This window comes from Streptomyces longispororuber (assembly GCF_024448165.1).
Lineage (GTDB): Bacteria > Actinomycetota > Actinomycetes > Streptomycetales > Streptomycetaceae > Streptomyces > Streptomyces longispororuber_A.
In genome coordinates this window covers 14,815-34,966 of sequence record NZ_JAMOLN010000003.1, presented here as the reverse complement: position 1 = coordinate 34,966, position 20,152 = coordinate 14,815, and the positions used below count along the sequence as shown (strand labels likewise).

The window sequence follows — 20,152 nt, the reverse complement described above, 5'->3', positions numbered from 1 at the left end:
GCATCGCCTACAGGAAGCCATGGCACACTCCTCGGCGATGGACGACATATCCGGGACCCAGCTCAGAGCCGTGCGCGCGGCCCTCTTCACGGCACTCGTCGTGACGCTCTCCGCCGCGTCGCACGTCCTGCTGTCCCGGGTCCCCCTGCCGCTGCCGACGGTCGCCGCGATCGCCGGCGCGGTCTTCGTGATCGCGTACGCGCTCGCCGGGCGCGAGCGCCGCTTCGGCCGGATCGCGGCGCTGCTCGTGCCGCTGGAGCTGGCGGCCGACACGGTCTTCACCACGGGCCAGCACATCTGTTACGGCGAGGCGGGCGGCCCGGTCGCGGGCACCCTGCGCTCGTTCGGCTTCGACGTGCTGTGCGCGGGGAACGTCGGGACGCCGCTGGCGCGGATGACCGGCGGGACCGACCGGGCCGCGGCCCTGCTCGCCCACTCCGACCCTGCCGCGTCCTGGCTGCTGCTCGGCGCGCACGTCACGGTCGGCCTGCTCGCGGCCGCGTGGCTGCGCCGCGGCGAGCAGGCGCTGGCCCAACTGCTGCGGGCGGTGGCCGCGTTCACCTTCCGGCCGCTGCTGCTCGCCTGCGCCGCGGTCACCGCGCACCGGGAGCCCGCGGCCCCCGGCACGCGCCCCGCCACCCGCGTGGCGGCCGCGCACACCAGGATCTGGGTGCACTCCGTGGGACGGCGCGGACCGCCGTGCCTGGCCGCCTGAGCCCTCCCGGGCCGGGCCCAGCGCACGACAGTCCCCCCTCTTTCACGAATCTACGGAGTACGGATCATGAGCAAGCGCAACAGTCAGCAGGCGAAGACGGCGGCCCGTGAGCGGCTGCGCGTCGAGCGCGAGCGCCAGGCGAAGAAGGACAAGGCGAAGCGCCAGTCGATCGTCGCCGGTTCCATCGTGGGTGTCCTCGCGATAGCCGGTGTCGTCAGCTACCTGGTGGTGCAGGGCAACGAGCCGTCCTACTGGGACGCCGCCAAGGACCAGGCCCTGGTCGCCCCGAAGAACACCACGGGCAAGAACAACACCACGGTGACGCTGGGCAAGGACTCCGCCAAGAAGACCGTCGTGGCCTTCGAGGACTCGCGCTGCCCGGTCTGCGCCTCCTTCGAGCAGACGGTCGGCACGACCGTGAAGAAGGACATCGACGACGGCAAGTACAAGCTGCAGTACGTCGGCGCCACCTTCCTCGACACCAACCTCCAGGGCGAGGGCTCCAAGAACGCGCTGAGCGCGCTGGGCGCCGCTCTGAACGTCTCCAAGGACGCCTTCTGGGACTACAAGGAGGCGCTGTACTCCAAGAAGTGGCACCCGGAGGAGACCGACGACAAGTTCAAGGACGACGCGTACCTCATCAAGATCGCGAACACCGTCCCCGAGCTGAAGAACGACAAGGCCTTCCAGAAGGACGTCAAGGACGGCACCTTCGACAAGTGGGCGCTGGAGATGTCGAAGAACTTCGACGACAACAAGTTCGGCGTGCAGGGCACTCCGTCCTTCGTCGTGGACGGCAAGAAGATCACCGGTTCTGACGGTGAGAACGCGCCGATGACGGTCGAGGAGTGGAACGCGGCGGTGGACAAGGCGCTCAAGGCGTGACGCGTGGCTGAAGGGCGGGCGAACTCTTCCGGTTCGCCCGCCCTCGGCATGTACTGGTCAGTAAGGTGGTCGGCCGTGACCAGTCGATTCCCTGAAGTTCCGCACAACTCCGCCAACTCCCTCACCCCGCGCCGCCGTACGGTCGTGAAGGCCGCGGCCGCCGGTGCCGTGCTCGCCGCCCCGCTCGCCTCGGCGGCCTCCGCCCGGGCCGCCGAGGCGCCCGCCTTCCTGCACGGCGTCGCGTCCGGCGACCCGCTGCCCGACGGCGTCCTGCTGTGGACCCGCGTGACGCCCACCGCGGCGGCGGTGCCCGGTTCGGGCCAGGGCCCGGACACCCGGGTGAGCTGGGAGATCGCCGAGGACAAGACGTTCGGCACGGTCGTGGGCCGCGGCACGGCGACCGCGAGCGCCGCGTCGGACCACACCGTGAAGGCCGACGTGCGGGGCCTTCGCCCGGCGAGCGTCTACTACTTCCGCTTCTCCGTGGGTGACGCGTACTCGCCGGTGGGACGCACGCGCACCGCGCCCGCGGCCGACGCCTCCGCCGCGGGCCTGCGCTTCGGCGTGGTGTCCTGCGCCAACTGGGAGGCGGGCTGGTTCTCCGCGTACCGGCACCTGGCCGCCCGCACCGACCTGGACGCGGTCTTCCACCTCGGCGACTACCTCTACGAGTACAAGACGGGCGAGTACCCCGAGGCGAAGTACACCGTCCGCCCGCACCAGCCCGCCCACGAGATCGTCTCGCTCGCCGACTACCGGATCCGGCACGGCCTGCACAAGACGGACGACGACGTGCGGGCGATGCACGCCGCGCACCCGCTGATCGCGATCTGGGACGACCACGAGTTCGCCAACGACGCCTGGTCGGGCGGCGCCGAGAACCACACGCCGGGCACCGAGGGCGACTGGGCGGCCCGTCAGCAGGCGGCCAAGCAGGCGTACTTCGAGTGGATGCCGGTCCGCGCGTCGACCGCGGGCACCGTCTACCGCCGGCTGCGCTTCGGCAAGCTGGCCGATCTGCACCTGCTGGACCTGCGCTCGTTCCGCTCGCAGCAGTCGAGCGTCGGCAACGGCGACGTGGACGACGCGGACCGCACGATCACCGGCCGCGCCCAGCTCGACTGGCTGAAGTCGGGGCTCGCCGCGTCCGACGCCCGCTGGAAGCTGGTCGGCACCTCGGTGATGATCTCGCCGGTCGCCTTCGGCGCGCTGCCCGCCCACCTCCTGGGCCCGCTCGCGGAGTTGCTGGGCCTGCCGAAGGAGGGCCTGGCCATCAACGTCGACCAGTGGGACGGCTACACGCACGACCGCAAGGAGCTCATCTCGCACCTGCGCGAGAAGGGTATCCGCGACACCGTCTTCCTGACCGGCGACATCCACATGGCATGGGCGAACGACGTACCGGTGACGGCCGGCACCTATCCGCTCTCGCCGTCCGCGGCCACGGAGTTCGTCGTCACGTCGGTGACGTCCGACAACCTCGACGACATCCTGCACGTCGCCCCCGACACGCTCTCCACGGTCGCCGAGGGCGCCGTCAAGGCGGCCAACCGGCACGTGAAGTGGCTGGACATGGACTCCCACGGCTACGGCGTCCTGGACGTCACGGCGGAGCGGGCGCAGATGGACTACTACGTGATCTCCGACCGCACCGACAAGAACGCCACGACCTCCTGGAAGCGCTCGTACCGCACGCTCAGCGGCACGCAGAAGGTCGAGCGCGTCGACGCGCCCGTACGGTGATGGCTGTGCACTGCATTCCGGCCACCGGTAAGGGCGTTACGAGCGGATGACGCCGCTCACGGTGGGTGGTGCGGACGCGGCCTCGCGCGGGGCCGAATGCGGACACACCACCCACCCCGGTAACCCCTGCCGTTACGTCCGCGTCTCAAACTCCGGACGCCGGGCGAATTTCTTCTCCCGCTTGCCCCGGTTTGCCGGGCACAACTCCGTGATCGACGCGACCAGTTCCCTGCTCTTCCTGACGTGACATGACCACGTAATCTCCCGGCGGCGGCGAGGAAGTCCCTCCCCGCTCGCGTCCGCGAGGAGCCCAGAATGACCACCCTCACCCGGAACACCCCGATATCCCAGCGCCTGCGCCGCCGGCTGCTCGGCACCGCGGTGCTGGCCGGAACCCTGGCCCTGGTCCCGCTCTCCGCCCCCACCGGCAGCGCCGCCGCCACGAAGACCACCGCCGCCGAGAAGTGCGCGACCGACACGAACGCCCTCGCCCGCGAGAAGAAGCCGACCGGCGCCGGCCACGCCCAGGAGCCCAACGAGCTCACCGCGACGCAGGCCAAGGCCATGGACGCGGCCCTGCAGAAGAGACTCGACAAGCTGCGTGCCGAGGGCACCCTGGAGCGGGGCCTGAGCGCCGCGGCGTCGACCACGATCCCGGTGTACGTCCACGTGATCCACGACGGCACGACCGGCAAGCTGTCGGCCACGTCGATCGCCAACCAGATCAGCGTCCTGAACGCCGCCTACAGCGGGCAGGGCACCGGCAACACCGACTCCGGCTACCAGTTCCAGCTCGTCGCGACCGACTACACGGACAACGCCTCCTGGTACAACGGCATCACCCCGGGCTCGGCCGCCGAGAAGTCGATGAAGACCACGCTGCGCAAGGGCGGCGCGAACGCGCTGAACTTCTACACCGCGAACCTCGGCCAGGACCTGCTCGGCTGGGCGACCTTCCCGTCCTCGTACAAGTCGAACCCGTCCGACGACGGCGTGGTCGTCCTCGACACCTCGCTGCCCGGCGGCTCGGCCACGAACTACAACGAGGGCGACACCGGCACCCACGAGATCGGCCACTGGATGGGGCTGTACCACACCTTCCAGGGCGGCTGTAACGGCAACGGCGACTACGTCTCCGACACCCCGGCCGAGAAGAGCGCCGCGTTCGAGTGCCCGACCGGGCGCGACACCTGCACGAACAAGACGGGTGTCGACCCGATCCACAACTTCATGGACTACACGTACGACTCCTGCATGTACCAGTTCACCGCGGGTCAGGTGCAGCGCATGAAGGACAGCTGGACGGCGTACCGGGCGGGCTAGGCCCGGTATCCGCTAGAGGGTCTCCAGGAAGCCGAGCGCCACCCGCCAGGTGGCCTCGGCGGCCTCCTCGTCGTAGTCCGGCAGGTCGGGGTCGGTGAACAGGTGGCCGGCCCCGGCGTAGCGGTAGACCTCCACGTCGGCACCCGCGCGCCCCATCTGGAGGTACCAGGTGTTCAGCCAGTCGTCGGTCTCGAAGGCGTCGGGCGAGGCGACGTGCAGCTGCACCGGGAGCTCGTCCACGGACGCGTTCTCGGCGATGTCGGACGTGCCGTGCAGGAGCAGCAGCCCCCTGGCCTTCTCGTCGCCGAGGGCGAGGGTCTGCGCGGTCGCGGCGCCCAGCGAGAAGCCCGCGTAGACCAGGCCGCGCTCGGAGTAGGGGGCGGCGGCCAGGACGGCCCGTTTGAGCAGCTCGTCCTTGCCGATCTCGTCCTGGTGCGCCATGCCCTCCTCGACGGTGTCGAAGGTGCGGCCCTCGAAGAGGTCCGGGGTCCACACCTCGTGCCCGGCGGCGCGCAGCCGGTCGGCCGCGGCCTCCACGGCGGGCCGCAGACCGTACGTCGAGTGGAAAAGCATGATGTTCATGAGGCCCATGGTGCCAGGAACGCCACAGGTTAGACGTGGCCGATCCCGGTTACCGTCGTTGCATGGAGAACGTACTGCGCCCACTGATCGTCGTCGGTGGTTCGGTCGTCATCACCCTGCTGGTGGGCTGGGCCGTCGACCGTCTGCTGCAGCGCGCCGACCGACGTCACCACGACACCCCGCTGTGGGGTCTGCTGCGCCGCTGCCGTCTGCCCCTTCAAGTCGTGCTCTGCACGGCCCTGTTGAGAGGGTCGTACGACCAGGCGGAGATCGCCCCCGAGCACTCCCCCGCGATCGGCCGGGCGCTGAGCCTGGTCCTGATCGGCGCCACCGCCTGGCTGGTGATCCGGATCGCCGCCGCGGTCGTCGAGTCGTCCTACGCCCGGTACGCCACCGCGCACCGCGATCCGGCCCGGGTCCGCCGGGTGCGCACCCAGGTCACCCTGATCCAGCGGATCGTCTCGGCGATCGTCATCGTCGTGGCGCTGGCCGCGATGCTGCTGACCTTCCCCGCGTTCCGGGCGGCCGGCGCCTCGCTGCTCGCCTCGGCCGGCATCCTCGGCATCGTCGCCGGCGTCGCCGCCCAGTCCACGCTCGGCAACCTCTTCGCGGGCCTGCAGATCGCCTTCGGCGACATGGTCCGGATCGGTGACACCGTCGTCGTGGACGGCGAGTGGGGCACGGTCGAGGAGATCACGCTCACCTTCCTCGCCGTGCGCACCTGGGACGAGCGCCGGATCACGATGCCCGTGTCGTACTTCACGTCGAAGCCGTTCGAGAACTGGTCGCGCGGCGGCGCCCAGATGACCGGCACCGTCTTCTTCCACCTCGACCACAGCGCGCCCGTGCCCCTGATGCGCGAGAAACTGCACGACGTCCTGCGCGAGTGCGCGGCCTGGGACGGCCGGGACTGGGGCCTGGCGGTCACCGACACCACGCCCAGCACCCTCCAGGTCCGCGCCCTGGTCACGGCCAAGGACGCGGACGACATCTGGACGGTGCGGGTCACGGTCCGCGAGCAGCTGGTCCGCTGGCTGGCCGAGCAGCACCCGTACGCGCTGCCGCGGATCAACACGGCGACGGCCCTGATCGCCCCCGACGAGATGGCCGCGGCCCTGCCGGACCACGTGCTCGCCCGGGACGGCCGCGCGCCACGCACCGGCCGCGGTTAGCGGCCGGCCATCTCCCCGCCGTTGACCTGCACGATCTGGCCGGTGACGTGCCCGGCGCCCGGTGACGCGAGCCAGCGCAGGGTCGACGCGATGTCGTCCGGGGTACCGGCCCGCCCGGTCGGAATGGCGCCGACCCGGCGCCGGTACTCCTCGTCGGACATCGCACCGAAGAACTCGGTGTCCTCGATGTAGCCGGGCGCGACGGCGTTGACCGTGATGCCGCGCGGCGCGAGCGCCTTGGCCAGGTCGTACGTGTACGGGTGCAGGGCCGCCTTCGCACCGCCGTAGGCGCCTGTTCCCGAGCCGCGCAGGGCGGCGATGGAGGACAGGAAGAGGACCCGGCCGCCCGGCGAGGCGAGGTGCTCGCGCAGCGCCTCGGTGAGCAGGACCGAAGTGAGTGTGTTGATACGGAAGTTGGTGGTCCAGTTGTGCGCGACGGCGTTCAGCGGGTCGTCCCCGACCTCGTCCTTCGGCTCGAACCCGCCGTGCCCGCCGGCGCTGTGCACGAGCACGTCCACCGTCCCGCCGAACCGCTCCACCGCGAACTCGGCGGCGCCGCGCGCCCCTTGGACCGTGGCGAGATCGGCGGCGTACGTCAGAACGCCCGGTACGTCGGCCTTCTCCAGCACCTCCCGCCGCCGCCCGAGAATCAGCACCCGGTCCCCGTCGGCCGCGAAGGCGCGAGCCGCGGCACGTCCGATTCCCGTACCGCCACCGGTGATCACTACGTTGCGTGTCATGCACAAGATCCTAGGAGAGTGACGCCACCCGGCGGGCGCTACCGAAGGCTCCGCACGTCCAGCTGCCGCAGCACCCGGTCGACCACCTCGGGGTCGGCCCCGGGCTCGCTGCGGGCGGCCAGCACCTCGTGCCGCGCCGCGGACATCATCTCCGCCTGGATGCGGCGGATCCGCTTGATCCGGGCGTACCGCTTCGCCTGCGACTCCCGCCGTTCCTCCGCCCCCATCTCGGGGTTGATGCGGAGCCCGATGTCATAGGCCCTGCGCAGCATCTGCTCCTGCACCTCCTCGGGCAGCTCCTCGACCTCCTCGATCTCCTTGAGCCGCCGCTTCGCCGCCTTCGCGGCGCGCAGCGCGAGGACCTTCTCGTACTCCTGCTCGGCCTCGGTGTCGGCCCGCACGCGCAGCTTCCTGACCAGCCAGGGCAGGCTCAGCCCCTGGAGCACGAGGGTCGCCATGATGACGCCGAAGGCGATGAAGACGATCTCGTCGCGGTCCGGGAAGGGCGAGCCGTCGTCCATGGTGAGCGGGATGGCGAGGGCCAGTGCCACGGAGGCCACGCCGCGCATCCCCGACCACCACATGACGACGGTCTCCCGCCAGCTCACCGGGATCTCCTCGTCGACGTCGCGCCGCGCGTGCAGCCGCTGCGTCACCCAGGTCATCGGCAGCAGCCACAGCAGCCGGACGACGATGACGACCCCGACCACCGCCGCCGCCCAGCCCAGCATCTCGCCCCAGCGGCCGGACGCGGTCCTGATCACGTTGTGCACCTCGAGGCCGATGAGGCCGAAGGCGACACCGGTGACGAGGGTGTCGACGACGTCCCAGAAGGCGCGGCCGGTGAGCCGGGTGAGGACGTCGTCCGCGTCGAAGGCGTGCTCGGCCAGGAACAGGGCCGTGGTCAGGACGGCGAGCACGCCCGAGCCGTGCAGCTCCTCGGCGAGGACGTAGGAGGCGTACGGGATGAGCAGGGTGAGGCCGATCTGCAGGGTGGCGTCGCCGAGGTAGCCCATGAGCTTGTTGGCGCCCCAGCCGAGGGCGAAGCCGACGGCGACGGCGACGACCGCGGACAGCACGAGTTCGAGCGCGGCCCGCGGCGCGGAGAAACTGCCGCTGACGGCGGCGGCGATGGCCACGTGGTACAGCACGATCGCGGTCACGTCGTTGAACAGGCCCTCGCCCTCCAGGATGGACACCATGCGCCGGGGCAGCCCGAGTTGTCCGGCGACGGCGGTCGCCGCGACCGGGTCGGGCGGCGCCACGAGCGCGCCCAGCGCGACGGCGGCGGCGATCGACAGACCGGGCACGACCGCGTTCGCCACGACGGCGACGGCGGCCGTGGTGACGAAGACGAGGGCGACGGCGAGCAGGAAGATCGGCCGTTTGTTGGCCGCGAACTGACGCCATGACGTGCGGTGCACGGCCGCGTAGAGGAGCGGCGGCAGCACGAGCGGCAGGATCAGGTCGGGCTGGATGTCGACGTTCGGTACGGCGCGGATCAGGGCGAGGACGATGCCGAGGAGCGTCATCAGGACCGGCGCGGGCAGCCCGAGCCGGTCGCCGAGCGGAACGCTCAGCACGGCCCCCAGCAACAGCACGAACAGCAGGGCCAATTGATCCACGGGTGCTCCGACCAGGTTCGACGATCAGGGACGTTCCAGCCCCAAGAGTGCCACGCACATCCGGGCAAACCACCCCCTGGGCTTTGCATCCCCTCCGATGTCTGCGGCATTTGTGACACCGGAAGTCACGCGAGAGGTCTTCCGGTGCGGACGGGGCGCGGGCACTATGCGGGGTGCACGAATTCATGGACCGGAACAACTGCCACGTACCTGACCGGAGTTCGTATGCCCCGACTCACCCGCAGACACTTCATCGCCGCCACCACGGCCACGGCATCGGCCGCGGCCTGGACCGCGGCCTCGCCCACGGCGTGGGCGGCCGCCCCGGACCGGCCGGGTCCCGATCCCTACGAGCGGATCGCCCGCGCCGCGGCCATGAACTGGCGCCGCCTTCCCACCGGTTGGCAGGACGCCCCCTTCCTCGCCGACGGCCGGCTCGGCGCCCAGCTCTACCAGGGCAGGACGGCGAACACCCTCAAGCTGATGCTCAGCCACACCGAGGTCCAGGACCAGCGCGGCCAGTGGCGCGGCGGCATCGGCTTCTCCCGCCTCCCCATCGGCCACTTCACGCTCACCCTCGCCGGCGACGTCACGGCCGTCGACTGGACCCTCGACCCGTACGACGCCGAACTGCGCGGCACCGTCACCACCACGAGCGGCAGCCTCGCCTTCACGGCCCTGGTGCACAACGACACGTCGACGCTGCTCGTCTCCACCCGCCCCAGCCCGGGCGAGGAGGCCGCTGCCTGGACGTTCCAGTGGCTCCCGGCGGCGACCACCCGCACGTCCGGCAAGCCCGAGGACTACACGCCGAACCCGGACCCCACGGTCACCGACTCGCACGTCCAGCAGCCGCTGATCGCGGGCGGCGGCTGGACCACGGCCTGGCGCGAACGCCGCGCCGGGACGGGCCGACTGCTCGCCGCCCACGTGGCGTACCGCGCCTCGGGCGACGTGGCGGACACGACCCGGGCGGCGCACGACCGGGTCGACCGCGCCCTGACCACCGACCCGGACGAGCAGGTCGAGCACCACCGCCGCTGGTGGCACCGCTTCTACCACCGCAGCCTCCTGTCGGTCCCCGACAAGCGCCTCCAGGCCTTCTACGTCCTCCAGCTCTACAAACTCGCCGCCGCCACACGCGCGGGCGGCCCGACGATCTCCGAGTGGGGCCCGTGGTTCCCGGAGATCGGCAACAACTGGACGGCCGTGTGGTGGAACCTGAACGTCCAGATCGGCATGGCGCCGATCCACGGCTCCAACCACCTCGAACTCGACTCGGTCACCAGCACCTTCGCCCGGTACGAGAAGAACCTGCCCACGTCGGTCCCGGCCGCGTACCGGGACGGCGAGAGCTACGCGCTCGGCCACCCCTCGGACTGGCAGCTGCGGGCGGGCGACACCTACGACGTCGGGGCCCCGGGCAGCGACCACGTCTCCGACAACTTCGGCAACCTCACCTGGGCGATGCACAACGTCTGGCAGACCTACGCCCACACGCAGGACACGGCGGTCCTGCGGGACACGCTCTTCCCGATCCTGACGAACGCGATCAACTTCTACGCCCACTTCCTCCACGAGGGGCCGGACGGAAAGCTGCACCTCCTGCAGACCCGCTCCCCCGAGTACGCCAACGCCGAGGACTGCACGTACGACCTGTCCCTGATCCGGTGGGGCGCCCGCACACTCCTCCAGACGGCGCGCATCCTGCGCACGGACCACCCCAAGGCGCCGCTCTGGCGGGACATCGCCACCCGCCTGACCCCGTACGCCGAGGACCCGGCGGCCGGCGTCATGATCGGCAAGGACGTCCCGCTGGCCGACTCCCACCGCCACCACTCGCACCTGCTGTGGCTCTACCCGCTCCGCGAGCGCAGCTGGGACCGCCCGGCCGACCGGGACGTGATGGCCCGCAGCATGGCCCACTGGGTCTCGATGCAGCAGCTCTGGCACGGCTACAGCTACGCGACGGCGTCCTCGATGTACTCGGTCATGGACGAGCCGGAGAAGGCCCTCGACTTCCTGACCTTCTTCACGGACCTCGGCGTCGTCGCGGACTGCGCGATGACCCCGAACACCATGTACCGCGAGGGCAGGAACTTCGCCCTGGAGAGCCCGCTGTCGGCGGCCCAGTCGATGCTGGACATGGCGGTGCAGAGCCACGAGGGCGTGCTCAAGGTCTTCCCGTCGGTCTCGGACCGCTGGCCGGACGCGTCGTTCGCGGCGCTGCGCACCCAGGGCGCGTTCCTGGTGGACGCGGACCGGGAGGCGGGCCGGACGCGCTCCGTCCGGGTCCACAGCGAGGCGGGCGCACCGCTGACGCTGGAGCACGGGATCCGGGGGGACATCTCCGTACGCGACGACAGGGGCAGGCAACTGCACTGGCGGGAAACGGCCCCCGGCCGCATCACCGTCCAGCTGCCGCGCGGCGCGACGGCGTCGATCACACCGAAGAACTCGCCGGTGGCCGCTCCCCGCGACGTCCCGTCACTCGGCGACCGGGCCGGGTGGGGGCTGCCCTAAAAGGGGCCCCGGAGCCCGGGAGCCGGGGAACCCCGCGAGCAGCCACCGATCACCCGCCGAGCGCGACGCTCAGCCGATGGCCTTCCGCATCGCCCGGTGCGGGATCCCCGCATCGGGAAACTCCGGCCCGTACGCGACGTAACCCAGCCGCTCGTAGAACCCCAGCGCATGGGTCTGCGCGTGCAGGTCCACCGCGACGAGCCCCCGCTCCCGGGCGGCCAGCTCGATCGCCGCCACGAGGGCCGCGCCGACGCCGAGGCCGCGCGCGGCCTTGGCCACGGCGAGGCGCCCGAGGGCGCCCACGTCCGCGGCGCCGCCGTTCTTCACGGCGGCGGCGTCGCCGGTCAGCAGCCGGCCGGTGCCGAGCGGCAGCCCGTCGTCCCGGACGGCCAGCACGTGCACGGCCCCGGCGTCGTACGCGTCGTACTCGATGTCCTCGGGCACGCCCTGCTCGCCGACGAAGACGTCCCGGCGCACCGCGAAGCACGCCGCGCGGTCGGCCTCCTCCTCGGCCACCCGGATCGCGAACCCGGCGGTCACGAGCTCTCCGCCCGCACCCGGTCGAGCGCCGTCTGCAGGTCCTCGGGGTACTCGCTCGCGAACTCGACCCACTGCCCGTCGCCCGGGTGCTCGAACCCGAGGCGCACCGCGTGCAGCCACTGCCGGGTGATGCCGAGCCGCTTGGCGAGCGTCGGGTCCGCGCCGTACGTCAGGTCGCCGACGCAGGGGTGCCGGTGCGCGGACATGTGCACGCGGATCTGGTGCGTGCGGCCCGTCTCCAGCTTGATGTCCAGCAGGGAGGCGGCCCGGAAGGCCTCGATGAGGTCGTAGTGCGTCACGGAGGGCTTGCCGTCCGCCGTGACCGCCCACTTGTAGTCGTGGTTCGGGTGCCGGCCGATGGGGGCGTCGATCGTCCCGCTCATCGGGTCCGGGTGGCCCTGCACCAGCGCGTGGTAGCGCTTGTCCGGCACACGCTCCTTGAACTGGCGCTTCAGCGACGTGTACGCCCGCTCCGACTTGGCGACGACCATCAGGCCCGAGGTGCCGACGTCGAGGCGGTGCACGATGCCCTGGCGCTCGGCGGCGCCGGACGTGGAGATCCGGTACCCGGCGGCGGCGAGCCCGCCGATCACCGTCGTCCCGGTCCAGCCGGGGCTGGGGTGGGCGGCGACCCCGACCGGCTTCACGATCACGACGATGTCGTCGTCGTCGTGCACGATCTCCATGCCCTCGACGGGCTCGGCGACGATCTGCACCGGAGCGGGTGCCTGCGGCATCTCCACTTCCAGCCAGGCGCCCCCGTGCACCCGCTCGGACTTGCCCACCACCGAACCGTCGACCGCGACCTTCCCGGCGGCGGCGAGCTCGGCGGCCTTGGTGCGGGAGAAGCCGAACATGCGGGAGATGGCGGCGTCGACGCGCTCGCCCTCCAGACCGTCGGGCACGGGCAGGGTACGGATCTCGGGACTTGTACTCACGCATCGAGTATGCCGGAGCGCACCGACACTCCCGACCGCCAACCCCGTGACCTGGGGCTCAGTCCTTGTGAACCGTCCCGTCCGGGTCGATGCCGCGGAAGGACAGCAGCACGATCAGGATGCCGCCGCACACGATCGCGGAGTCGGCGAGGTTGAACACCGGGTAGTTCTTCGGCGCGATGAAGTCGACCACGGCGCCCTCGAAGACGCCGGGCGCGCGGAAGATCCGGTCCGTGAGGTTGCCGAGCGCCCCGCCGAGCAGCAGCCCCAGCGCGATCGCCCAGGGCAGGCTGTAGAGCTTCCGGGCCAGGCGCGCGATCACGACGATCACCGCGGCGGCGATCACGGTGAAGATGATCGTGAACGCCTCGCCGATGCCCCAGGCCGCGCCGGGGTTCCGGATCACTTCGAGCTTCAGCCAGTCACCGAGGATCTCGATGGATTCGCGGTGCTCCAGCTTGGCGACCACGATCAGCTTGCTGACCAGGTCCAGGGCGTACGCCAGCGCGGCCACGGCGAACAGCACGGCGATCCGCCGCCTGCCCTTGGGCCGCTCGGCGCTCTCCTCGGCCGGAGCCGCGGCCTCCTCGGCCTTCTCCGGCTCGGCTGCTCCCGCCTCAGGGGAATCCGGCGTACCGATGACGCGCTCCGCTTCTGCCACGTGAGTCCCTCAACCTAGTACCTGACTGAGGACGAGAGTACGGCACGGCCGCGGGCCCCGACGTGGTCGGTGGTCAGTAACGGCGCTCCTGCTTCTGCTTGCACTCCACGCACAGCGTGGCCCGCGGGAAGGCCTGCATCCGGGCCTTCCCGATGGGGTTCCCGCAGTTCTCGCAGAGCCCGTACGTGCCGGCGTCCAGCCGCTCCAGGGCCCGCTCGGTCTGCAGCAGCATCTCCCGGGCGTTGGCGGCCAGCGCCATCTCGTGCTCGCGGGTGATGTTCTTGGTGCCGGTGTCGGCGTCGTCGTCGCCCGCCCCGTCCCCGGAGTCCCGCATCAGGCCCGCGAGCCCCTCCTCGGCCGTCGCGATCTCGCTCCCGAGCCGCAGCACCTCGCTCTGCAGCTCGGCGCGCGCCTCGGCGACCTCCGCGGGGGTCCACGGGTCCTCGCCGGGCCGGACCGCCAGCTCCCCGGGCGCGCCCGCGGCCCGCGCCTTGGGAACCTCCCCGGGCTTCTTCGCCGCCGTGGCCGTGCCCTGAGTCTTCTTCGCAACCACTGTCGTGGCTCCCGTCGTCTTCGCGGCCTCGTCGGCCGCGCCCTCGGCCGCGGAGGCGACCGCCTTCTTCGCCGCGCCCTTGCGCCCGGCGGTCTTCTTGGCGTCCGCCTTCTTGGCCTCGGCCCTCTTGGCCTCGGTCTTCTTCGCCACCGTCTTCTTGGCCACCGTCTTCGCCGCTGCCGTCTTCGCCGCGGCCTTCTTGGCCGCGCCGCCCGGGGAGCCGCTCCCGGCACCGGCCGCCTCCTCGGCAACGGCCCGCCCGGCCGCCCCGCCCTGCGCCTTCTTCGTCGTCGTACGCTTCCCCGCCGCGGCCTTCCCGCCGCCTCCGGCCGCGTGCCCGGCGCCTTCGGAGGCGAGCCCGTCCTTGCCCACCGCCTTCTTGGCCGTGCGTTTCGCCGCGGACGTCTTCTTCGCCGCGGCACTCCCGGCGGAGGCCGAGGACTGCGTGGTCTTCTTGCCCCCCACGTCCTTCCCGGTCCCGCCGGAGGCAGTGGCACGGGCCGCCCCGCCGGAGGCACCCGCGCCCGTGGATCTGCCGGACGCCGACTGCTGAACGGCGGTCTTCTTCGCCACCATGGCCGCGGCCCCTTCACAAATTGTGATCTTGCTCGCGAATCGTGCTGGGACGATAAATCGACTCGGGGCCCGCGGCAACGGGGCGCCGGGCCCGATCCACCCCCTCGACACGCCCCCGCGGCCGCCTCGCGACAGACCTGCAAGCGTTGTGCCCAGCTCCCGGCCGGGTAATCCGCCCGCCCACCGGGCGCCCCGGGACCAGCCCGGATCGGACACCGTGCGTATCGCCATTCGGGTCACCCTGCGCAGCGGCCGCCCCCGCGCCCCGGCCCCGCGAAAACCGGTCGGCCGTCCCCTCCCGGGCGCCGTACACTGGGCGGAGCGAAAAGCGTGGATGGGGCCGAGTAGCGACGTACGCAGCCAAGAGCGATCCGGGGACGGTGGAAGCCCGGGGGCGAGCGCGCCGCGAAGATCACCCCGGAGCCGCCGGAAGAACGTCGCAGCGCAGCCGCAGCGGCCAGTAGACCCGGCATCGCGACCCCAATGAGGGGGCTCACCGAAGCGCTCACCGGCGCCCAGGGGAGCCAAGGAGGGTGGTACCGCGGGAGCGCGCCGCACACGGCGTACAGCACAGGAGCTCTCGTCCCTCCGACGGAGAGAAGCACGTCCGCCGGAGGAAGACTGATGACGCAGTACCGCCAGGTGCCCGCCCAGGTCGACCTGCCCGCCCTCGAGCACGCCGTGCTCGACTTCTGGCGCGAGCAGAAGATCTTCGCCAAGAGCCTGGAGCAGTCCGAAGGGCGCCCCGAGTGGGTGTTCTACGAGGGCCCGCCCACGGCCAACGGCATGCCGGGCGCCCACCACATCGAGGCCCGCGTCTTCAAGGACGTCTTCCCCCGCTTCCGCACCATGCGCGGCTACCACGTGGCCCGCAAGGCGGGCTGGGACTGCCACGGCCTGCCGGTGGAGCTCGCGGTCGAGAAGGAGCTCGGGTTCAACGGCAAGAAGGACATCGAGGCGTACGGCATCGCCGAGTTCAACGCCAAGTGCCGCGAGTCCGTGACCCGGCACACCGACGCCTTCTCCGACCTGACGACCCGCATGGGCTACTGGGTCGACCTCGACGACGCGTACCGGACGATGGACCCGGAGTATGTCGAGTCCGTCTGGTGGTCGCTGAAGGAGATCTTCAACAAGGGCCTGCTCACCCAGGACCACCGCGTCGCCCCCTGGTGCCCCCGCTGCGGCACCGGCCTCTCGGACCACGAGCTGGCGCAGGGCTACGAGACGGTCGTCGACCCCTCGGTCTATGTCCGTTTCCCGCTCACCTCCGGTCCGCTGGCCGGCCAGGCCTCGCTCCTGGTCTGGACGACGACCCCCTGGACGCTGGTCTCCAACACGGCGGTCGCCGCGCACCCCGACGTCCGGTACGTCGTCGCGACCGACGGCGCGGAGAAGATCGTGGTCGCCGAGCCGCTCGTCGAGAAGTCGCTCGGCGAGGGCTGGGAGACGACCGGCGAGTCCTTCACCGGCGCCGAGATGGAGCGCTGGAAGTACCAACGCCCGTTCGAGCTCGTGGAGTTCCCGGCCGAGGCCCACTACGTGGTCAACGCCGAGTACGTGACGACCGAGGACGGCACGGGTCTGGTCCACCAGTCCCCCGCGTTCGGTGAGGACGACCTCAAGGTCTGCCGCGCGTACGGCCTGCCGGTGGTGAACCCGGTGCTGCCCGACGGCACGTTCGCCCCCGAGGTCCCGATGGTGGGCGGCGTCTTCTTCAAGAAGGCGGACGAGAAGCTCACGGAGGACCTGAAGGAGCGCGGTCTGCTCTTCAAGCACCTCCCGTACGAGCACAGCTACCCGCACTGCTGGCGCTGCCACACGGCGCTGCTCTACTACGCGCAGCCGTCCTGGTACATCCGCACCACCGCGGTCAAGGACCGTCTCCTCCAGGAGAACGAGAAGACCAACTGGTTCCCGGAGACGGTCAAGAACGGCCGCTTCGGCGACTGGCTGCAGAACAACATCGACTGGGCACTGTCCCGCAACCGCTACTGGGGCACCCCGCTGCCGATCTGGCGCTGCGAGGAGGGCCACCTCACGTGCGTCGGCTCCCTGGAGGAGCTGTCGCAGCTGACGGGCACGGACCAGTCGTCCCTCGACCCGCACCGCCCGTACATCGACGCCGTCACCTTCACCTGCACCCACGAGGGCTGCGCGGAGACGGCGACGCGCGTGCCGGAGGTCATCGACGCCTGGTACGACTCGGGCTCGATGCCGTTCGCGCAGTGGGGCTACCCGTACAAGAACAAGGAACTCTTCGAGTCCCGCTACCCCGCGCAGTTCATCAGCGAGGCCATCGACCAGACCCGTGGCTGGTTCTACACGCTGATGGCGATCGGCACGCTGGTCTTCGACAAGTCCTCGTACGAGAACGTGGTCTGCCTCGGCCACATCCTCGCCGAGGACGGCCGCAAGATGTCCAAGCACCTGGGCAACACGCTGGACCCGATCCCGCTGATGGACCGGCACGGCGCGGACGCGGTGCGCTGGTTCATGGCGGCCGGCGGCTCCCCGTGGGCGGCCCGCCGCGTCGGCCACGGCACCATCCAGGAGGTCGTCCGCAAGACGCTCCTCACGTACTGGAACACGGTCGCCTTCCAGGCCCTGTACGCCCGCACGTCGAACTGGTCGCCCAGCGAGGCGGATCCGGCCCCGGCCGACCGCACCGTCCTGGACCGCTGGCTGCTGTCCGAGCTGCACCAGCTCACGGACGGGGTCACCAAGTCCCTTGAGGCGTACGACACCCAGCGCGCCGGCAAGCTGCTCTCGGCGTTCGTCGACGACCTGTCGAACTGGTACGTGCGCCGCTCGCGCCGCCGCTTCTGGCAGGGCGACAAGGCCGCGCTGCGCACCCTGCACGACGTGGTGGTGACGGTCACTCAGCTGATGGCACCGCTCACGCCGTTCATCGCGGAGCGGGTCTGGCAGGACCTGGTCGTCCCGGTCACCCCGGGCGCCCCGGAGTCGGTGCACCTGTCGTCGTGGCCCGAGCCCGACCACTCGGCGATCGACCCGAGCCTGTCGACGCAGATGGACCTGGTCCGCCGCCTGGTGGAGCTGGGCCGTGCCACGCGCGCGGAGTCGGGCGTCAAGACCCGCCAGCCGCTGTCCCGCGCGCTGGTCGCGGTGTCGGGCTTCGACACGCTCTCCCCCGAGCTGCACTCGCAGATCACGGAGGAGCTGAACGTCACGTCGCTGGCCTCGCTCTCCGAGGTGGGCGGCAGCCTGGTCGACACGACGGCGAAGGCGAACTTCCGGGCGCTCGGCAAGCGGTTCGGCAAGCGCGTCCAGGACGTCGCGAAGGCCGTGGCGAACGCCGACGCGGCCGCGCTGTCCCTGGCCCTGCGCGAGGGCACGGCGTCGGTCGAGGTCGACGGCGAGACGGTGACGCTGGCCCCGGACGAGGTCATCATCACGGAGACGCCGCGCGAGGGCTGGTCCGTGGCGTCCGACTCCGGTGCGACGGTCGCCCTCGACCTGGAGCTCACGGAGGAGCTGCGGCAGGCGGGCCTGGCCCGTGACGCGATCCGCCTGATCCAGGAGGCCCGCAAGAACAGCGGCCTGGACGTCGCGGACCGGATCGCCCTGCGCTGGACGTCCACGGACCCGGCGGTGATCTCGGCCCTGTCCGAGCACTCCGGCCTGATCGCGGACGAGGTCCTCGCGACGGACTTCGCCCAGGGCGAGGCGGACGACACGTACGGCACCGCGTTCACGGACGAGGGCCTGAGCCTGACGTTCCGCCTCCGCAAGGCGTAGCGCACGCCCGAAGGGCCGGTGCCGCCAGGAATTCCTGGCGGCACCGGCCCTTCGGCGTTTCATCCGCTCGTACAGCAGACGCACCGGGGCGGGCCGGATTCGAACCGGCGTCCTCCCACATGCGGTGAAGGCGCGACGACCGACTGCGCTACGCACCCCGGCGCTGCCCGCACGCTATCGGCCGGCCGCCTCCCGCCTCCACCGAATACCGGCACGCAAAAGGCCTTGGCCCGGATCGCAGAAACGATCCGGGCCAAGGCCTGAATGAACGCCGACGCCTTTCTCAGGCGCGCGGGGCGCCGCTTAGTTGTCGTCCTCGTCGATGAGGAAACCGCGCATCGGCGACGGAGCCTGCCCCATCGGCTGCGGGCCCTGCGGCCGCACCGGAGCCATCGGCTGCGTCATCGCGGGCGACATCTGCTGCTGGGCGCCGTAGGACGGACCGCCCTGCTGCGGGTTGCCACCCATGGTCTGGTTGCCACCGTAGGACGGGGCACCCGCACCGGCCGGAGCCATCGAAGGCGCCGGGGACGGCGGCAGCGACGCGGCGGCCGGGGTACGCGGCGGAGCCAGCGAGTCGTCGGCCTGGGTCTCCAGCTGGCGCAGCTGCGACTCCAGGTACGACTTCAGACGCGTGCGGTACTCGCGCTCGAAGCCGCGCAGGTCCTCGACCTTGCGCTCCAGCGTGGCGCGGGCGGACTCCAGGGAGCCCATCGCGACGCGGTGCTTCTCCTGCGCGTCCCGCTCCAGGGCGTCGGCCTTGGCACGGGCGTCGCGCTCGAGACCCTCGGCGCGGCTGCGGGCCTCGCCGACGATCTTGTTCGCCTCGGAGCGGGCCTCGGCGATCGCCTGGTCGGCGGTCTGCTGGGCCAGCGAGAGGACACGGGCGGCGCTGTCGCCACCGGGGCCCTGACCGGGCTGCTGCATCTGCGGAGGACCACCGTGGCCGCCCATGGGGCCACCCATGGGACCGCCGAGCTGGCCCTGCATCGGACCCGGACCCTGGCCCATCGGACCGGGGCCCATCGGACCGGGACCCTGCGGACCCGGACCCTGCGGGCCGTGGCCGCTGGGACCGGCCGGAAGCTGCGGAGCACCGCTCGGCAGCTGCGGCGGACCGCCCATGGGGCCGCCCATCTGCTGCTGCGGCGGGCCCGATATGCCGGCGGGCACCGGGGCGCCGGGACCGCGCATGCCCTGCGGGGGTCCCTGCTGGTCCTGCGGACCGCCCGGGCCCTCGGGGCCACCGGGGCCGGGGCCCTTGCGCATGCCGCCCTGCTGCTGGTTCTGAGCGGCGGCACGGGTGGCCGCGGCCAGCTTGGCGCGCAGGTCCTCGTTCTCGCGGAGCAGGCGGGTCAGTTCGGCTTCGACCTCATCGAGGAAGGCATCGACCTCGTCCTCGTCATAGCCTTCTCGGAGGCGGACGGTCGTGAACTGCTTGTTCCGCACGTCCTCGGGGGTCAACGGCATCTCTTCACCTCAACGTTGTCGTCGGCATTCGGCAAGACCGTATCGTTCACAGCCGGCTCACGACGGAGATCAGGATGTAGACGATGATCATCAGTACGAAGAAGGACAGGTCGAGCGCCACGCCCCCGAGACGCAGCGGCGGGATGAACCGCCGCAGAAGCTTGAGCGGTGGATCAGTGACAGTGTAGGTGGCCTCCAGAACGACCACCATCGCCTTGCCGGGTTGCCACGAGCGGGCGAACTGGAAGACATAGTCCATGACCAGCCGGAAGATCAGCACGATGAGGAAACACATCAGCGCGATGTAGACCACATCCAAAACCACGCTCATGATCGGTGGTTCC

16 protein-coding genes and 1 tRNA gene are annotated in these 20,152 nt (G+C 71.3%); 7 read left to right on the top strand and 10 right to left on the bottom strand.

The genetic code is table 11. The features are described from left to right. Positions 1-37 precede the first annotated feature (37 nt). The 4 genes from M4J07_RS01600 (at position 38) to M4J07_RS01585 (ending at position 4,666) form a co-directional block, all read left to right on the top strand. Positions 38-715 (top strand): hypothetical protein, encoded by a 678-nt coding sequence (locus M4J07_RS01600; protein ID WP_255966200.1) that lies wholly within the window; start codon positions 38-40, stop codon positions 713-715. A 66-nt stretch (positions 716-781) separates the two neighbouring features. Then, positions 782-1,600, top strand: a complete 819-nt coding sequence (locus M4J07_RS01595; RefSeq protein WP_255966198.1) for a thioredoxin domain-containing protein — start codon at positions 782-784, stop codon at positions 1,598-1,600. Between the two features lie 75 nt (positions 1,601-1,675). Then, on the top strand, positions 1,676-3,343 hold the full coding sequence (locus M4J07_RS01590; RefSeq protein ID WP_255966196.1) for an alkaline phosphatase D family protein: 1,668 nt from the start codon (positions 1,676-1,678) through the stop codon (positions 3,341-3,343). A gap of 315 nt (positions 3,344-3,658) precedes the next feature. Then, the gene (locus tag M4J07_RS01585) at positions 3,659-4,666 is read left to right on the top strand and encodes a zinc metalloprotease (protein WP_255966194.1); all 1,008 of its coding nucleotides are present in this window, start codon (positions 3,659-3,661) and stop codon (positions 4,664-4,666) included. A 12-nt stretch (positions 4,667-4,678) separates the two neighbouring features. On the opposite strand, the gene M4J07_RS01580 is transcribed toward M4J07_RS01585, so the two are convergent. After that, on the bottom strand, positions 4,679-5,248 hold the full coding sequence (locus M4J07_RS01580; RefSeq protein WP_255966192.1) for a dienelactone hydrolase family protein: 570 nt from the start codon (positions 5,246-5,248) through the stop codon (positions 4,679-4,681). Between the two features lie 62 nt (positions 5,249-5,310). On the opposite strand from M4J07_RS01580, the gene M4J07_RS01575 reads away from it, so the two are divergent. After that, a complete protein-coding gene (locus tag M4J07_RS01575) occupies positions 5,311-6,420 on the top strand; it encodes a mechanosensitive ion channel family protein (RefSeq protein WP_255966189.1) in 1,110 nt (369 codons plus the stop codon). On the opposite strand, the gene M4J07_RS01570 is transcribed toward M4J07_RS01575, so the two are convergent. After that, positions 6,417-7,160, bottom strand: coding sequence for an SDR family NAD(P)-dependent oxidoreductase (locus M4J07_RS01570; protein ID WP_255966187.1), 744 nt, complete (start codon positions 7,158-7,160; stop codon positions 6,417-6,419). The two genes, M4J07_RS01575 and M4J07_RS01570, sit on opposite strands and share 4 nt — an antisense overlap. Before the next feature lie 38 nt (positions 7,161-7,198). After that, a complete protein-coding gene (locus M4J07_RS01565; RefSeq protein ID WP_255966185.1) occupies positions 7,199-8,785 on the bottom strand; it encodes a Na+/H+ antiporter in 1,587 nt (528 codons plus the stop codon). A gap of 225 nt (positions 8,786-9,010) precedes the next feature. Between M4J07_RS01565 and M4J07_RS01560 the strand changes: the two genes are divergently transcribed. Beyond that, positions 9,011-11,308, top strand: a complete 2,298-nt coding sequence (locus M4J07_RS01560) for a glycosyl hydrolase family 95 catalytic domain-containing protein (RefSeq protein WP_255966182.1) — start codon at positions 9,011-9,013, stop codon at positions 11,306-11,308. A gap of 69 nt (positions 11,309-11,377) precedes the next feature. Here M4J07_RS01560 and M4J07_RS01555 read toward each other — a convergent pair whose 3' ends face one another. From M4J07_RS01555 to M4J07_RS01540, 4 genes are all read right to left on the bottom strand, one after another. Next, entirely contained in the window at positions 11,378-11,848 is a 471-nt protein-coding gene (locus M4J07_RS01555) for a GNAT family N-acetyltransferase (protein ID WP_255966179.1), read from the bottom strand. Next, positions 11,845-12,786, bottom strand: coding sequence for an RluA family pseudouridine synthase (locus M4J07_RS01550; RefSeq protein ID WP_255966177.1), 942 nt, complete (start codon positions 12,784-12,786; stop codon positions 11,845-11,847). The genes M4J07_RS01555 and M4J07_RS01550 overlap by 4 nt, the downstream gene beginning before the upstream one ends. A gap of 58 nt (positions 12,787-12,844) precedes the next feature. Then, complete coding sequence (gene lspA / locus M4J07_RS01545) at positions 12,845-13,447, bottom strand: signal peptidase II (protein ID WP_255966175.1); 603 nt, start codon at positions 13,445-13,447, stop codon at positions 12,845-12,847. 73 nt (positions 13,448-13,520) lie between these two features. Then, positions 13,521-14,576 (bottom strand): TraR/DksA family transcriptional regulator, encoded by a 1,056-nt coding sequence (locus tag M4J07_RS01540; RefSeq protein ID WP_255966172.1) that lies wholly within the window; start codon positions 14,574-14,576, stop codon positions 13,521-13,523. A gap of 624 nt (positions 14,577-15,200) precedes the next feature. Between M4J07_RS01540 and ileS the strand changes: the two genes are divergently transcribed. Next, complete coding sequence (gene ileS / locus M4J07_RS01535) at positions 15,201-18,338, top strand: isoleucine--tRNA ligase (protein WP_255966170.1); 3,138 nt, start codon at positions 15,201-15,203, stop codon at positions 18,336-18,338. 84 nt (positions 18,339-18,422) lie between these two features. On the opposite strand, the gene M4J07_RS01530 is transcribed toward ileS, so the two are convergent. The 3 genes from M4J07_RS01530 to M4J07_RS01520 all read right to left on the bottom strand — a co-directional run bounded on the left by M4J07_RS01530 (position 18,423) and on the right by M4J07_RS01520 (position 20,139). Beyond that, positions 18,423-18,497 (bottom strand) — tRNA-Ala (locus M4J07_RS01530). Positions 18,498-18,641: 144 nt separating this feature from the next. After that, positions 18,642-19,808, bottom strand: a complete 1,167-nt coding sequence (locus M4J07_RS01525; protein WP_255966168.1) for a DivIVA domain-containing protein — start codon at positions 19,806-19,808, stop codon at positions 18,642-18,644. 46 nt (positions 19,809-19,854) lie between these two features. Then, complete coding sequence (locus tag M4J07_RS01520; RefSeq protein WP_033318070.1) at positions 19,855-20,139, bottom strand: YggT family protein; 285 nt, start codon at positions 20,137-20,139, stop codon at positions 19,855-19,857. Positions 20,140-20,152 lie beyond the last annotated feature (13 nt).